This is a genomic window from Streptomyces sp. SPB074 (assembly GCF_000154905.1).
Classification (GTDB): domain Bacteria; phylum Actinomycetota; class Actinomycetes; order Streptomycetales; family Streptomycetaceae; genus Streptomyces.
In genome coordinates, this window is sequence record NZ_GG770539.1 from 3,494,962 (window position 1) to 3,510,038 (window position 15,077).

At 69.5% G+C, this 15,077-nt stretch carries 14 protein-coding genes and 1 pseudogene; 9 read left to right on the top strand and 6 right to left on the bottom strand.

The window, feature by feature from the left end:
* Window positions 1-29: 29 nt before the first annotated feature.
* Window positions 30-2,143 (bottom strand): annotated as a pseudogene (gene dnaA / locus SSBG_RS14415) (chromosomal replication initiator protein DnaA).
* Window positions 2,144-2,616: 473 nt separating this feature from the next.
* Between dnaA and rpmH the strand changes: the two are divergent.
* The 9 genes from rpmH to SSBG_RS14455 all read left to right on the top strand — a co-directional run bounded on the left by rpmH (window position 2,617) and on the right by SSBG_RS14455 (window position 9,805).
* Window positions 2,617-2,754 (top strand): 50S ribosomal protein L34, encoded by a 138-nt coding sequence (gene rpmH / locus SSBG_RS14420; protein ID WP_008746848.1) that lies wholly within the window; start codon window positions 2,617-2,619, stop codon window positions 2,752-2,754.
* Window positions 2,755-2,775: 21 nt separating this feature from the next.
* Window positions 2,776-3,147, top strand: coding sequence for a ribonuclease P protein component (gene rnpA / locus SSBG_RS14425; RefSeq protein WP_008746849.1), 372 nt, complete (start codon window positions 2,776-2,778; stop codon window positions 3,145-3,147).
* A complete protein-coding gene (yidD, locus tag SSBG_RS31205; RefSeq protein WP_008746850.1) occupies window positions 3,144-3,539 on the top strand; it encodes a membrane protein insertion efficiency factor YidD in 396 nt (131 codons plus the stop codon). The genes rnpA and yidD overlap by 4 nt, the downstream gene beginning before the upstream one ends.
* A 3-nt stretch (window positions 3,540-3,542) precedes the next feature.
* The gene (gene yidC, locus SSBG_RS14430; protein ID WP_008746851.1) at window positions 3,543-4,847 is read left to right on the top strand and encodes a membrane protein insertase YidC; all 1,305 of its coding nucleotides are present in this window, start codon (window positions 3,543-3,545) and stop codon (window positions 4,845-4,847) included.
* Between the two features lie 15 nt (window positions 4,848-4,862).
* Window positions 4,863-5,384, top strand: a complete 522-nt coding sequence (locus SSBG_RS14435; RefSeq protein WP_008746852.1) for a protein jag — start codon at window positions 4,863-4,865, stop codon at window positions 5,382-5,384.
* A 249-nt stretch (window positions 5,385-5,633) separates the two neighbouring features.
* Window positions 5,634-6,353: a 16S rRNA (guanine(527)-N(7))-methyltransferase RsmG gene (gene rsmG, locus SSBG_RS14440; protein WP_008746853.1), complete on the top strand. Its 720-nt coding sequence runs from the start codon at window positions 5,634-5,636 to the stop codon at window positions 6,351-6,353.
* Between the two features lie 427 nt (window positions 6,354-6,780).
* Window positions 6,781-7,860 carry a ParA family protein gene (locus SSBG_RS14445; protein ID WP_008746854.1) on the top strand — a complete coding sequence of 360 codons (1,080 nt, stop codon included), beginning with the start codon at window positions 6,781-6,783 and terminating at the stop codon, window positions 7,858-7,860.
* On the top strand, window positions 7,857-8,972 hold the full coding sequence (locus SSBG_RS14450) for a ParB/RepB/Spo0J family partition protein (protein ID WP_199781369.1): 1,116 nt from the start codon (window positions 7,857-7,859) through the stop codon (window positions 8,970-8,972). The genes SSBG_RS14445 and SSBG_RS14450 overlap by 4 nt, the downstream gene beginning before the upstream one ends.
* 215 nt (window positions 8,973-9,187) lie before the next feature.
* Complete coding sequence (locus SSBG_RS14455) at window positions 9,188-9,805, top strand: GNAT family N-acetyltransferase (protein WP_008746856.1); 618 nt, start codon at window positions 9,188-9,190, stop codon at window positions 9,803-9,805.
* A gap of 96 nt (window positions 9,806-9,901) precedes the next feature.
* Here the strand turns inward: SSBG_RS14455 and trxA are convergent, their stop codons facing one another.
* The 5 genes from trxA to SSBG_RS14480 all read right to left on the bottom strand — a co-directional run bounded on the left by trxA (window position 9,902) and on the right by SSBG_RS14480 (window position 15,057).
* Entirely contained in the window at window positions 9,902-10,240 is a 339-nt protein-coding gene (gene trxA / locus SSBG_RS14460) for a thioredoxin (RefSeq protein ID WP_037869779.1), read from the bottom strand.
* Window positions 10,241-10,287: 47 nt separating this feature from the next.
* Window positions 10,288-11,280 (bottom strand): thioredoxin-disulfide reductase, encoded by a 993-nt coding sequence (gene trxB, locus SSBG_RS14465; protein ID WP_008746858.1) that lies wholly within the window; start codon window positions 11,278-11,280, stop codon window positions 10,288-10,290.
* Window positions 11,281-11,549: 269 nt separating this feature from the next.
* Window positions 11,550-12,554 (bottom strand): membrane protein, encoded by a 1,005-nt coding sequence (locus SSBG_RS34710; RefSeq protein WP_008746859.1) that lies wholly within the window; start codon window positions 12,552-12,554, stop codon window positions 11,550-11,552.
* Window positions 12,551-13,306 carry an RNA polymerase sigma factor SigM gene (gene sigM, locus SSBG_RS14475; protein ID WP_008746860.1) on the bottom strand — a complete coding sequence of 252 codons (756 nt, stop codon included), beginning with the start codon at window positions 13,304-13,306 and terminating at the stop codon, window positions 12,551-12,553. Before sigM ends, SSBG_RS34710 begins: the two co-directional genes overlap by 4 nt.
* Window positions 13,307-13,338: 32 nt before the next feature.
* Window positions 13,339-15,057, bottom strand: coding sequence for a protein kinase family protein (locus tag SSBG_RS14480; protein ID WP_008746861.1), 1,719 nt, complete (start codon window positions 15,055-15,057; stop codon window positions 13,339-13,341).
* Window positions 15,058-15,077: the final 20 nt, after the last annotated feature.

Here is a 15,077-nt window from a genome sequence, read left to right on the forward strand (position 1 = left end):
CCCCGCCATCCCCCCGCCACCGGCGACCCTCACCCGTTCTTGATCCGGTTCGTCAGTTCCGTGACCTGGTTGTAGATCGAGCAAACAATCCGCCATCAGCGCGACAATCTTCCGGTAAAACGTGCATGACGGTCGTGTGGTCGCGGCCGCCGAACTGCGCGCCGATCTTCGGGAGCGAGAGATCGGTCAGTTCGCGGCACAGATACATCGCGATCTGCCGCGCGGTGACCAGCACGCGGCTGCGTGAGGAGCCGCACAGGTCCTCGACGGTCTGCCCGAAGTAGTCGGCGGTCGCCGACATGATCGCCGAGGCCGTGATCTCGGGCGAGGCGTCCTCGCCGCCCGGGATCAGGTCCTTGAGCACGATCTCCGTGAGGCCCAGGTCCACGGGCTGCCGGTTCAGCGAGGCGAAGGCGGTCACCCGGATGAGCGCGCCCTCCAGCTCGCGGATGTTCCGCGAGATGCGCGAGGCGATGAACTCCAGGACCTCCGGCGGCGCGTTGAGCTGCTCCTGCACCGCCTTCTTGCGCAGGATCGCGATACGGGTCTCCAGCTCCGGTGGCTGGACATCCGTGATCAGTCCCCACTCGAAACGGTTCCTGAGCCGGTCCTCAAGCGTCACCAACTGCTTGGGCGGACGGTCCGACGAGAGCACGATCTGCTTGTTCGCGTTGTGCAGCGTGTTGAAGGTGTGGAAGAACTCCTCCTGCGTCGACTCCTTGTCCGCGAGGAACTGGATGTCGTCCACGAGGAGAATGTCCATCTCGCGGTACCGCTTGCGGAAGCTGTCGCCCTTGCCGTCGCGGATGGAGTTGATGAACTCGTTGGTGAATTCCTCGGAACTCACGTACCGCACCCGCGTCCCGGGATAGAGACTGCGCGCATAGTGACCGATGGCGTGCAGAAGGTGCGTCTTGCCGAGCCCGGACTCGCCGTAGACGAAAAGCGGGTTGTACGCCTTCGCCGGTGCCTCGGCGACCGCGACCGCCGCCGCGTGTGCGAAACGGTTCGACGCGCCGATCACGAAGGTGTCGAAGAGGTACTTCGGGTTCAGGCGCGCCGTCGGCTCGCCCGGCCCCGCCGCGGGTGCGGGCTGCGCGGCCAGCGGTCCCGGCGCGCCGCTCGGCGCCAGCGAAGGCCCCCCCTGCGCGGGCAACGACACCCCGCCCTGACCGCGCTGCCGCCCCGGCCGCGCCGCCTCCTCGCCGCGTTCCCGCTGCTCACCGGAGCCGTGCTCCTCGTACCCGCGCACCTCCTCGCGCGCGCCGGCCTTCTCGTAGCCGCGCCCGTACCCGCCGCGCGCCCCCGGCTTCTCGTACGTTCCGCGCGGCTGCTCGTAGGCGGAGCGGTCCTGTTCGTAGCGCTCCGGGGCACGGTCCTGTTCGTAGCGCTCGCCGGACTCGTACCGCTCGCCCGGTTCGTAGCGGTCCCCCGCGTCGAAACGGTCGGGTCGCTCGGAGCGCTCCCCGCGCTCCGGCTGCTCGTACCGCTCGTCCCTGCCCTCGCGCCCGTCCTGCTGCTCGTACGGGGGGCGCTCGGCCGGTGCCTGCCGGTAGTCGCCCCGGCCGCCCTGGCCGTACGCGTCGGACTCGGCGTAGCCCAGGCGCTGCTGCTGCCAGCCGTAGTCCTCGCGCACGCGCGGCCAGGAGCCGGGGGCCTGGTACTCGTGGTAGACGGGGCGGACGGTAGGGCCGCGCTCGATCGGCGGCTCGTAGAGGGTCTGGGCCTCGATCTGCTCGTACCGTTCCTGGGACTCGTACCGGTCCTGGGAGTCGTAGCGCGGCTGGGCCGGCTCCTCGAAGCGGGGGCGCGGCACCGGCACGGGCTCCTCGTAACGCGGAGCGGCCGGAGCGTCGCCCATCGACTCGTCCACGGTGATCGCGATGCGGATGGGACGCCCGCACTCGCGGCTGAGCGTCTCGCTCACGACCGGGGCGAGACGGCCCTCCAAAACGGTCTTGGCGAACTCGTTCGGCACCGCGAGCAGCGCCGTGTCGGCGACGAGCGCCAGCGGCTGGCAGCGCCGCACCCAGTGCTCGTCCTTGCCCTCGACCCCCGGGGCCCTGCTGTCGGGGCCCTCGCCGAGCAACTGGTCCACCACGCGCGGCCACACTGCGGCAAGATCGGCGGGTACGTCAGCCACGGGGCACGCTCTCTCACACGGTTCCGGCGCACTCCGTGGAGTGGTTCCGGGGCGGGTTCACACAGGTCGGATCGGGGTGGACCGGTGGCTGGGGCGCAGCCGCGGCATCCGGAAAGGCTTTCCGGGCGGCGGCGTGGCACAGAGGCACGAGGGTTCCAGTCCAGCCACGGTAGTCATCGGGGCCTGTACGGTTCAAGTTGTTGTCCACAGCCTGTGCACAGTGTCGCGCACCCGGCCTGGTTTGACCGGAAGAGGCCCGCCCGCGTACCGTGCACAGGTCGAGTTGTCGATGGCTGCTGCCGCCTGCCTCCGATGGGCATGGATCGCAACCGAACTTCACGATTCCGATGAGTCGCGGTCCGGGTGATCAATACAAAGCGGTGCACTCGGTGCGTTGAACGAGCTACTCGTGGGCGCACGGTGACAGCCAGGGCGACGCCCGCCACCTATCGATACTTCTCTGGAGCCCCCGAGTGAGCAAGCGCACCTTCCAGCCGAACAACCGTCGTCGCGCCAAGACCCACGGCTTCCGGCTGCGGATGCGTACCCGCGCCGGTCGCGCGATTCTCGCGTCCCGCCGCACCAAGGGTCGCGCCCGTCTGTCCGCCTGATTCTGTACAGGTCATGACGTCGTGCTGCCTTCTGACAACAGGCTGAGGCGGCGCGAGGACTTCTCGACCGCAGTACGCCGAGGACGCCGGGCGGGTCGCCCGCTGCTGGTCGTCCATCTGAAAAGCGGTTCCACGGACCCGCACGCCGCCGGGGAGAGCACTCTCCCGGTGCGTGCGGGTTTCGTCGTGAGCAAGGCGGTCGGCAAGGCCGTGGTGCGCACCTCGGTGAAGCGGAAGCTTCGTCACCTCATACGGGACCGCCTTTCCCTCCTCCCCCCCGGTAGCCTGGTGGTGGTACGCGCGTTGCCCGGGGCGGGCGACGCCGACCACGCCCAACTGGCCCGAGACCTCGACGCCGCCCTCAAGCGGCTGCTGGGAGGGGGCACCCGATGAAGTACCCACTGCTCGCGCTGATCAAGCTCTACCAGTGGACCATCAGCCCCTTGCTCGGGCCGGTGTGCAAGTACTATCCGTCGTGCTCCCACTACGGCTTCACGGCCATCGACCGCCACGGGGCGATCAAGGGGACGGCGCTGACCGCCTGGCGCATCCTGCGCTGCAACCCCTGGTCGCACGGTGGAGTCGACCACGTACCACCGCGCAAACGCCCCCGATGGCACGAGGCATTGCGCGCTGCCTGGCGGGCGCGGTCCCAGGGACCCGCCGCCACGCCTGTGTCTCCCGAGGGCGGTACGTCCCCCGAGGGTGGTGCCCCGGCCGGGGTCAGTGCCCCGGACTCATCCAGCCCGGTCGCCGAGACCCCGTCCCCCGCTCAAGGAGCCTGATTAGTGGACACGATTGCCAGTTGGTTCAGCTTCATCACGACACCCGTCTCCTGGGTGATCGTGCAGTTCCACACGCTGTACGGATGGATCTTCGGCCCTGACACCGGCTGGGCCTGGGGCCTGTCCATCGTGTCCCTCGTGATCATCATCCGGATCTGCCTGATCCCGCTCTTCGTGAAGCAGATCAAGGCGACCCGTGCGATGCAGACGCTCCAGCCGGAGATGAAGCGCATCCAGGAGCGCTACAAGAGCGACAAGCAGCGCCAGAGCGAAGAGATGATGAAGCTCTACAAGGAGAGCGGCACCAACCCGCTCGCCTCGTGTCTTCCCATCCTCGTGCAGTCCCCCTTCTTCTTCGCGCTGTACCACGTGCTCGACGGCATCGCGTCGAACAAGAAGATCGGCGTCATCAACGACAAGCTCCTCGACTCCGCCCAGCAGGCGCACATCTTCGGTGCCCCGCTCGCGGCGAAGTTCACGAGTGGCGCCGACTCGCTCGGTGCGGACCTCACGACGGTGCGCATCGTCACCGCGTGCATGATCGTCATGATGTCGGCCTCGCAGTTCTTCACGCAGCGGCAGCTGATGACGAAGAACGTCGACACCTCGGTGAAGACCCCCTTCATGCAGCAGCAGAAGATGCTGATGTACGTCTTCCCCATCATGTTCGCCGTCTTCGGCATCAACTTCCCCGTCGGTGTCCTCCTGTACTGGCTGACCACCAACGTGTGGACCATGGGCCAGCAGATGTACGTCATCCGTCAGAACCCGACCCCCGGTTCCAAGGCCCAGGCCGCCTACCTGGAACGCCAGCTCAAGCACCTCACCCACGCCGGCAAGGTCCGCACCAAGCGTGACCGCACCGCGATCAAGGCGATCGTCTCGAAGGGCCGGGAGCGCAACGAGGCCGAGCGGAAGTTCATCAACGGGCTCAGCAAGGCGGGCTACGCCGCCCAGCCCGACGGCAACATCGCGAAGGGCGAGAGCTCGGTCGCGACGCTGGAGGGCGGCGAGGAGACCACTGGCGGTGCCGCGCAGCGGCGCCAGCAGCCGAAGCGGCAGTCGAAGTCGCAGCGCCAGTCCGGCACCACCGCCGCCGGTGAGCCCGGCACGAGCCCGAGCAAGCAGCAGGGCGCCAACCAGCCCGCGCAGAAGCAGAAGAAGAGTCCGGGCAGGAGCACGGGCGGCGGCTCGAACGCCGCGAAGCCCGCGGGCGGCGGCGCTTCCGGCGCCTCCGGGTCCGGTTCCAAGCAGGGCCAGCGCAAGGGCGGCCCGCAGCGCCCCAAGCACCCGTCCTCCAAGAAGTAAGAAGGAGTCCAGCCCGTGACGGAAGGCACCACCTCCGCCGCTCCCGAGGAAGCCACCGACGGTGGCGACTCGCTCAGCCGCCTGGAGCAGGAAGGCGAGATCGCCGCAGACTACCTCGAAGGTCTGCTCGACATCGCCGACCTCGACGGTGACATCGACATGGACGTCGAGGCCGATCGTGCCGCGGTCTCCATCGTCAGCGACAGCGACCGCGACCTCCAGCGGCTCGTGGGCCGGGACGGCGAGGTCCTGGAGGCGCTCCAGGAGCTGACCCGGCTCGCCGTGCACCGGGAGACCGGCGACCGCAGTCGGCTGATGCTGGACATCGCCGGCTACCGGGCGAAGAAGCGCCAGGAGCTGAGCGAGCTCGGGACCGAGGCCGCCGCCGATGCCAAGAGCAGCGGCGAGCCGGTCCGGCTGCGGCCCATGACGCCCTTCGAGCGCAAGGTCGTGCACGACGCGGTCAAGGCGGCGGGTCAGCGCAGCGAGTCCGAGGGCGAGGAGCCGGAGCGGTTCGTCGTCGTCCTGCCCGCCTGAGTCCGCGGGTACGGGCCTGTCGTCCGTACCGGCCACGTCCCGAGCGGGCGGGGCACCCGGCCCCCGGCCGCGCGGGCCCGCAGTTCTCGTGTCCGGCCCCGTCTGACCACAGACGGGGCCGGAGTGCGTGGGGCGTCCCCGACACCCGGCCCCTCCTTTTTGCTTTCCCCTTTTCCCGAAGCTGTTCCAGGAACGAGTTCCCCGCCACCGAGGCCGGGAACGAGAGCGCGGTACGGAAGGACGGTCCCCGTGACGGAGGCAGCACAGCTCCCCCCGGCCCCGGAGGTGGCCAGGCAGGTCTTCGGCGAGAGCTTCGCCGACGCGGTCCGGTACGCGGAACTCCTCGCCGACGCCGGGGTCCGCCGGGGGCTCATCGGCCCGCGCGAGGTGCCCCGCCTGTGGGAGCGTCACCTCCTCAACTGCGCGGTGCTCTCCGAGGTGGTCCCCGAGGGAGTCACCGTCTGCGACGTGGGCTCGGGAGCGGGGCTGCCCGGCATTCCGCTCGCGCTGGTCCGCAGGGACCTCAAGATCACGCTTCTGGAGCCGCTCCTCCGGCGCACCAACTTCCTCAGCGAGGTCGTGGAGCTCCTGGGCCTCGACCATGTGACGGTCGTCCGGGGCAGGGCGGAGGAGGTGCTCGGCACCCTCCAGCCCGTGCACGTCGTGACCGCTCGCGCGGTGGCACCGCTCGATCGTCTTGCCGGCTGGGGCGTCCCACTCCTGAGGCCGTACGGGGAGATGCTGGCGCTCAAGGGGGACACCGCCGCGGAAGAGGTGCGCAACGCGGGCGCCGCGCTCAGCAAGCTCGGTGCTGTCCGCACCTCTGTCCTGCACGTCGGTGAGAGGCTGGTGGACCCGCTGTCGACCGTGGTCCGCGTCGAGGTGGGGGAGAGCCCCGGCGGGGTGCGCTTCGCGGCGAAGCGGGCGAAGGCGGCCCGCACGGGAAGGACCACCCGCAGACGGCGCTGAAAGGCGATCCCTGAGGAGCGCTGCCGGGCAGGACGCGCTCGTCTCCGAGAGGGGGCGCGGAACGCGATGGCCGGTCCTGGCGGTCGGGGCGAGACGTGGTCGCTCCTCCGTTGCGGCTCTTCGCTTGGGCCGACCGGTGGGGAGTACGCCCGGCGGGGTGTAGGCGGTGCCGGGAGGAAGAGGGTGACGGAGTGTCTGCCCCGCCCCGGGCAGGCCGCTCGGCATCGTGTTTCACGTGAAACATCGCTCGCTGCTTCAAGGCATCATCAGCCGGGGCCGCACGGCGGCCGAACCGCGCGAACGCAGGCCCCTGGGGAAAACTTCGGGGAAGTCCGCGCAGCGCTCACTCGGAAGAGTGGCGGGATTTTCGGAAAGGGCGAGTCTATCCACAGAAGACAGGACCTCACTGGTTGCAGGGGGTCCCGGCATGGGAGGCTCTGTTCAACGCGAGCCCGAAGTCGAGGAGGGTGAATCCTTGCGGTCCGATGCCCCTATCGCAGGACCGATGACCGAACCGGTCCCCGGTCCCCGTACCGAAGCAGAAGGCGATGTTTCACGTGAAACATCGCCGTCCGCTCAGAACGTCCCGGCTGTTCCCGGTGGTCAACGAGCCGCCGCCGAAGCCCTCGGTCGTAGCGCCGAGGGAATGCCTCGTCCGGAACAGACCCGGATCATGATCGTGGCGAACCAGAAGGGCGGGGTGGGGAAGACCACCACCACCGTCAATCTCGCCGCATCCCTCGCCCTGCTCGGCTCGCGTGTTCTGGTGATCGACCTCGATCCACAGGGGAACGCCTCCACCGCCCTGGGGATCGACCACCACGCCGAAGTCCCGTCCATCTATGACGTGCTGGTGGAGAGCAAGCCGCTCTCCGATGTCGTGCAGCCCGTACGTGATGTCGAAGGTCTCTTCTGCGCCCCCGCCACCATCGATCTCGCCGGTGCCGAGATCGAACTCGTCTCGCTGGTCGCTCGGGAGAGCCGCCTCCAGCGGGCGATCCAGTCCTACGAGCAACCGTTGGACTACGTCCTCATCGACTGCCCACCCAGCCTCGGCCTGCTCACCGTGAACGCACTGGTGGCCGGAGCCGAGGTGCTGATCCCGATTCAGTGCGAGTACTACGCCCTGGAGGGACTTGGGCAGTTGCTGCGCAACGTCGAGCTGGTGCGGGGGCATCTCAACCCCACACTCCACGTCTCGACGATCCTGCTGACGATGTACGACGGCAGGACGCGCCTCGCCTCGCAGGTGGCCGATGAGGTACGCAGCCACTTCGGAGCGGAGGTGCTGCGGACGAGCATTCCTCGCTCGGTCCGCATCTCCGAAGCTCCCAGCTACGGCCAGACCGTACTGACGTATGACCCGGGTTCCAGCGGTGCCCTCTCCTACTTCGAAGCGGCTCGCGAGATCGCGCTTCGGGGAGCGGGTGTCTTCGAGAACTCGGAGTCCGCCCCTGGCACGGGCACTGAGACCGATCAACACAGCATGGCGGAGGGGACACAGTGACAACACAGCGCAGGGGGCTGGGGCGCGGGCTCCAGGCTCTCATCCCGACGGCGGCGTCGGCCGAGAAGGCAGCCGCCGCGGCGGGTTCACGACCCGATGGACCTCGGGTACCGGCGGCGGGAGGGCCCGTACGGGGTGAGCGAGGTGTCGCGGCGGCGAAGCTGACGGCGCCCGTGGAGAACGATGTTTCACGTGAAACATCGGAGAGCGAGCAGCGCGGCGGCCTGCCTCCGGCACCGGAAGGTGCTTTCTTCGCCGAGCTGCCGCTCGACCAGATCATTCCGAACCGCGATCAGCCCCGCGCGATCTTCGATGAGGACGCCCTGCGTGAACTCATCGACTCGATCAAGGAAGTGGGGCTGCTCCAGCCCGTCGTCGTGCGCCAGCTCGACGAGAAGCAGTTCGAGCTCATCATGGGTGAGCGACGGATGCGGGCCAGCAAGGAGGCCGGCCTCACGACGATCCCCGCGATCGTCCGGGCCACCGAGGACGACCGGCTGCTCCTGGACGCGCTGCTGGAGAACCTGCACCGCTCCCAGCTCACGCCGCTCGAAGAGGCACACGCCTACGAGCAGTTGCTCAAGGACTTCAACTGCACCCATGAGGAGTTGGCGAAGCGGGTCGGCCGTTCGCGCCCGCAGGTGACCAACACGCTGCGACTCCTCAAGCTCTCGCCGTCCGTGCAGAAGAAGGTGGACGCGGGGGTGCTCTCCGCCGGGCACGCGAGGGAGTTGCTGTCGGTGGAGGATTCCACCGAGCAGGACAAGCTCGCCGAGCGCATCATCCGGGAGGGGCTATCCGTCCGGGCCGTGGAGGAGATCACTCACCTCATGCGTTCGCACCCCGGTCCGGCCAAGAGCGCGTCGAAGCCCCGGGCAGGTTCGGTGACGTCGCCGGCGTTGAGCGAGCTGGCCGGTCGGCTCTCGGATCGCTTCGAGACCCGTGTGAAGGTGGACCTGGGGCAGAAGAAGGGGAAGATCGTCGTTGAGTTCGCCTCCGTGGACGACCTCCAGCGCATCCTCTCCACGCTCGCCCCGGATGAGGGTTCGGTCTTCTCCACGCAGCGTCAGACGAAGGACGGGAAAGCCGAGAAGGGTGAGGACGAAGGCTGATCCAGTCCGGTCGGGGGCGATGTTTCACGTGAAACATCGCCCCCGACTGCTGTGCCGGTCCGGAGACGGTCCGCTCTTTGCCCGCTCACGGTGCCGACCCGGTGGCGTCGTGGATACGATGCCACCGGGTCCGGCGTTCCGGGCGTCGGTGAGCACTCCCGCGACGGCAGGTGGTGGACCGGAGCGGCGGCCCAAGGAAGTGAGGAGCAGCCTTCATGGGGCGTCGCCTGGTACCTCTCACCCTGGACAATCTCGTTGATCTGCCGACGCCGTGCCGGGAGTGCGTCTTCTGGGAACTCGACTCGGTCCGTGGCGGTGAGGCCGTGGCCCAAGGCACCGCAGCCCGGGAGAAGGAGTCCTGGCTCTCCAGCGTTCTGCTGGAGTGGGGCTCCTGCGGCCGTCTCGTCTACGTGGACGACGTTCCCGCCGGGTTCGTGATGTACGCGCCCCCCGCCTACGTCCCGCGCTCCACGGCCTTTCCGACGAGCCCAGTGGGCCCGGACGCCGTACAGCTCATGACCGCGCGCATCCACCCCGGCTATCAGCGGCAGGGCCTGGGGCGGGTACTCGTGCAGACGGTCGCCAAGGATCTGCTGCGGCGCAACGTCAAGGCGATGGAGGCGTTCGGCGATACCCGCAGGGCCTCGGCCACGTGCCTGCTTCCGGCGGATCATCTGCTCGCCGTGGGCTTCAAGACCGTACGGGCCCACCCGACGAGGCCACGCCTACGGCTGGAACTGCGGTCCACCGTCTCCTGGAAGGAAGACGTGGAACACGCACTGGACCGGCTCCTCGGCGCGGTCCAGAAGGAACCGACGCTGCGACCGCTGTGAACTCCCGATGTTTCACGTGAAACATCGGGGCCCATGTTTCACGTGAAACATGGGCCCCGAAGGAGACATCTCCGCGCGCGAGCGCGGCGGGTGAAGTCAGGCGCTCGGCGTCACGAAGGCGTCGAGGTCACGCAGGATCGCGGCCTTCGGCTTCGCGCCGACGATCGTCTTCACGACCTCGCCGCCCTGGTAGACGTTGAGAGTCGGGATGGACATGACGCCGTACTTCGTCGCCGTCTCCTGGTTGGCGTCGATGTCGAGCTTCACGATCTCGATCTGCTCGCCGTACTCCTTGGCGATGGCCTCCAGGGACGGGGCGATCTGGCGGCAGGGGCCGCACCACTCGGCCCAGAAGTCGACGAGCACGGGCTTGTCGCTCTTGAGCACGACCTCTTCGAAGTCGGCGTCGGTGACGCTCTTCAGGTTGCCAGCCACAGTGGGCTCCTTCATTCCAGCGGGAGGGAGGGTGGGGTGGAACCGGTTCAGACGGCGGCCGTCTGCTCCGGAGCCGGGGTCTTCTCGGGCTCGGGGGTCTGCTCCGCGTCCGAGAGGGCGGCCAGGTAGCGCTCGGCGTCGAGAGCGGCGGAGCAGCCCGTGCCGGCAGCGGTGATCGCCTGCCGGTAGGTGTGGTCCACGACATCGCCCGCGCCGAAGACACCGGCCTGGTTGGTGTGGGTCGAGGGGGCCTGGACCTTGAGGTAGCCCTCATCATCGAGGTCGAGCTGGTCGCGGAAGAGATCGGTCCGCGGGTCGTGCCCGATCGCGATGAAGAGACCGGTGACGCCGAGGTCGCTCTGCTCGCCGGTCTTGAGGTTGCGCAAGGTCAAGTGGGAGAGCTTCTGGTCGCCGTGGATCTCGGCCACCTCGCTGTCCCAGACGAAGGAGATCTTCGGGTCCGCGAAGGCACGCTCCTGCATGGCCTTCGAGGCGCGCAGCGTGTCCCGGCGGTGGACGATGGTGACGGACTTCGCGAAGCGCGAGAGGAACGTCGCCTCCTCCATGGCGGTGTCCCCGCCACCGATCACGGCGATGTCCTGGTCCTTGAAGAAGAAGCCGTCACACGTCGCGCACCAGGAGACGCCGCGCCCGGACAGCTCGTCCTCGTGCGGCAGGCCCAGCTTGCGGTGCTGCGAGCCGGTCGTGACGATGACGGCCTTGGCGCGGTGCACGGTTCCGGTCGTGTCCGTCACGGTCTTGATCTCGCTCGTGAGGTCGACGGAGACGATGTCGTCCGGGATCAGCTCGGCGCCGAAGCGCTCCGCCTGGGCGCGCATGTTGTCCATGAGCTCCGGGCCCAGGATGCCCTCCTGGAAGCCGGGAAAGTTCTCGACCTCGGTCGTGTTCATCAGCGCGCCCCCGGCCGTGACCGCGCCCTCGAAGACCAGGGGCTTGAGCGACGCGCGGGCGGTGTACAGGGCGGCCGTGTAACCGGCGGGGCCCGAGCCAATGATGATCACGTTTCGCACGTCACTCACGGCTTGCTTCCTCGTCTCTGCCGACTGCGTCCACTACGGAGGGAAGGGCTCTCGACGCCTTCATCCCACCCAACCGATCCTACGGGCCGGACATTCCCGGCCGGTCCGTGGCTCACGGTCCACGGTACGGGCGCCGGCGGTACGGGGCGGGGACGCGGAGAGCCCCGAGGGAGCGGGCCGAGAACGTGGACGTGAAGGGCTGGCACCCGGGAAGCGTCTCCCTCGGCAGCGTCGGCTATCCCCTCGCCGAGGGAAGGCGCGCCATCCCCTCACCGAGGGAAGGACGAGGAGTGCAGCACCTCGCCCTTCGCGGCGCTGCGCAGCCCGACGCAGGCGGCATCCACGATGTACGCGGTGACCCTCGCGGTGTCACGGGCGTGGGGCAGCACCACGAGGTACGCATCGCGCCCCCGGTACGTGCCCCTCTCGACGCCGAGGGCCGTGTCCTCGCGCCCTATCCCTCGCTTCACACACCCCGGGACCCCGGGGGTGTCCGCCAGCAGGGGCGTCTCTGCGCCGGTCTTCAGGGGCGGCTGCCGGGTGCCTGCGGGGGCGCTGTCCGCGCTCTTCGGGCTGTTCCCGGCGGTGCTCCCGCTGTCCCCGGCGTCCTGGAGCAGCGCGTTCACCTCCATTTTCAGCGGGCTGCCGGAGAAGACGGGGGACTGCTGACTCTGCTGGGCGGAGGGGGTCTGTTCGTCCTTGCCGGAGCCGAGTGACGAAAGGAGCAGGGAGCCGGCCCCCAGTGCGAGCACGGTGGCCGTGCCGCCCCAGAACAGGCGGCGCCGGGAGCCCCACCGTGTGCTCGTCCTGCCCGGGCCGGCCGGAGCGGGGCGGGACGGTGCGGGCCGGGTGCGTCGGGTCGATGTTTCACGTGAAACATCGCGGGACGAGGGACGGGCGGGGACAGCGGATGTTCCACGTGAAACATGGGCCTCCGAGGGGGAAGCCGTGCGCGATGTTTCACGTGAAACATCGGGAGCGATCTCCGTCTCCGCCGACGCACATGTTTCACGTGAAACATCGGTCTCCTCCGCCGCCTCGCGAAGGGCCGCGTCGATGCGCGCCCTCACGTCGGCGGGCAGCGGCGGTGGAGCGGGCAGAGCGCCGAGCAGCGTGCGGATCTCCGCCAGGGAGGCGTAGATCTCGGCGCAGTCGGGGCAGTCCGTGAGGTGTCCGCGCAGCTCGGCGCTGCGTCCGGAGGACAGAAGGTCTTCGGAGAGGTCGGCGAGTTCCTCGGGAGCGGGGTGCTCGGTCGGTTCCGTTCGCGTGGTCATGCTCGCCCACCTCCGTCCTGCGCTGTCGTGGGGTTCCGGGGATCTGCTTGCGGTGGGACGGGAGTGCCCCCTTGCCGGTTCCCTGCCCGCGGGGACTTTCGGCCGGGTGGGGGAAGGGCCTGCGAAGGAGCCGTGTCTCTGGGTTCGCGCGGTCCGGGAGCTGTCTCGGTCGCCGGGCCGCCGGTGCGGAGATGGGTGAGCAGGGGGAGCAGGCGGGCCCGGCCCCGGGCGCATCTGCTCTTGATCGTCCCGGGGGCCACTTCGAGGATGCGGGCGGCCTCGGCGACGGGATAACCCTGCATGTCGACGAGGACGAGGGCCGCGCGCTGCTCGGCGGGAAGGGTGCGCAGGGCCGCGAGGAGTTCACGGTGCAGGTCGGCGCGCTCGGCAGGGGCCTCGGCGGATTCCTCGGGGCGGAGCAGGTGCTCCAGGCGGACCGTGTCCTCGACGGGTGAGGTGTGCCGGGCCTCGGCCTTGCGGGCGCGGTCGAGGCAGGCGTTGACGGTGATGCGGTGGAGCCACGTGGTGACGGCGGACCGGCCGCCGAAGGTGTGGGCCGCCCGGTACGCCGAGACGAAGGCGTCCTGGACGGCGTCGGCCGCGTCCTCGCGGTTGCCGAGCGTGCGCAGGGCGACGGCCCACAGCCGCTCCCGGTGGCGCCTTACGAGCTCGCCGAAGGCTTCGTGCTCGCCCGCCACGTGCCGGGCGAGCAGTTCATGGTCGCCGACTCCGTCGTACTTGCCTTCGTCCACGCTGCCCTCCCCCGGCGGACGCCGACTCGAACCTAGCCCATGAACGTCACATCGGTAATGGCCTGCTTGTATCCGGCACCGCTGTAGCCGTCCTTCGCCGCGTACGGCATGGCCGTGACCCACATGACGACGTAGCGGGCCTTCACGGGCTTCTTGGCCTTGATCGCGATCTTGGAGCCGATGGTGGTGTCGTCCGCGATCTTCGTCATCCCGGACAGCGAGGCGGAGGAGGTGAGCGAGTCGGCGGCGTAGAGCGTCACGGTCGTGTGATCACCCGGGTAAAGCATGTCTATCGTCGCGCTGGACACGTTCTTCTCGGCCCCGAGGTCGTAGGTGATGCCCACGCCCTTCTTGAAGGCCGGGTTCATGTCCGGGCCGTCCGTGTAGGACTTCGTGCGCCAGTAGGTGTCGCTCTTGCCGTCGTACGTGAGCGGTACCTGGTCGGTGTGCTGCGGAGTGCCGTCCGGGTAGTACTCCACCGCGCCCTTGACGGAGAGGTGCTTGGAGGCGGGGGCGGCCTTCTTGCCGGAGCCCTTGTCGATCTCCGGGTCGCTCTGCTGCTTCTCGGTCTTCTTGTCGAGGAAGGTGTCGGCGAGCTGCCAGCTGCCGAGGCCGAGGGCGACGATGAGCAGCCCGGACACGCCCCACTTGAGCGCGCGCCCGGTGCGTCCCTGGAGCGGGGGCGGCGGCGGGGGCGGTGCCTGGGGCGGGGTGGGCCCGGCGGGCGGGCGGCCGTAGGGGTTCTGGGGGAAGGCGGGCGCCTGGTACTCGGGCGGCGCCGTGTAGGCGGGCTCGGGCGGCCGGATACGGGGCAGCTCCTCGACGGCTGCGGTCAGCTCGGCGGGGGTGGTGCAGGGCGGTTCCTGCCGCGAGGCGGTGGCGCCCTCGTTGGCGAGCGCGCGGACGGCCAGTTCCGACAGGCCCCGGTGCACCCCGGCGCGCACCTGGTCGGGCGGGAGCAGGCCGACGCCCTTGGGCAGCCCCGAGAGGCCGTAGGCGTCGTCCTCGTACGGCCAGCGCTGGGTGAGGGAGGCGTACAGCAGGGCGCCGATGGCCTCGGTGTCGGTACGCGCGGGGTTCTCGCTCGTGATGCCGCGCAACGCGGCGTTCACGGCGAGTCCCCGGACGCGGTACTGGCCGCTCGACGTGCGGAGCACGGAGCCCGGGTTGAGCCGCAGGTGCGAGAGGCCGGCCCGGTGGGCCGCCGTCATCGCCTGCGAGACGTGCCGGACCATCTCGTACGCCTCGTGCGCCTGGAGGGGGCCGGAGGCGAGGAGGGCGGTCAGCTCGGTGGCGTCGGGAAGCCACTCGTGGACGACGTAGACGACGTCGTTGTCCTCGACGGCGTCCAGGACCTGCACGAAGCGCGGGTCGCTCAGGAGCGCCGTGGAGCGGGCCGCCGCGAGGACTTCGCGGGCGCGGGGGTGCGTGGCGGCCAGGAGGTGGACGCCGACGGCGCGGCGGAGTTTCTCGTCGACGGCGCGCCAGCTGCTGAAGCCGTCGAGCCGGGTGAGGCACTCCTCCAGGCGGTAGCGTCTGGCCAGCTTGTGGCCGCTGTGCAGCTCGGGGGGAGCGGCGACGGCCTCCGCCCCGCTCCTGTCCTCCTCGCTGTGCTCCGTCTCCTCCTGCGCGGTCTCCCGCTCGGGGATATCGGCCTTCGCGTCGGCCGTGGCCTGCTCCGCCTGCGCGGTCTGCGGTTCCTCACCGCTTTCCCGGGCCACGTCGACGGCAGACGTGCTGCGTTCCGCCACCGTCGTCCCTGCCTCCCCAT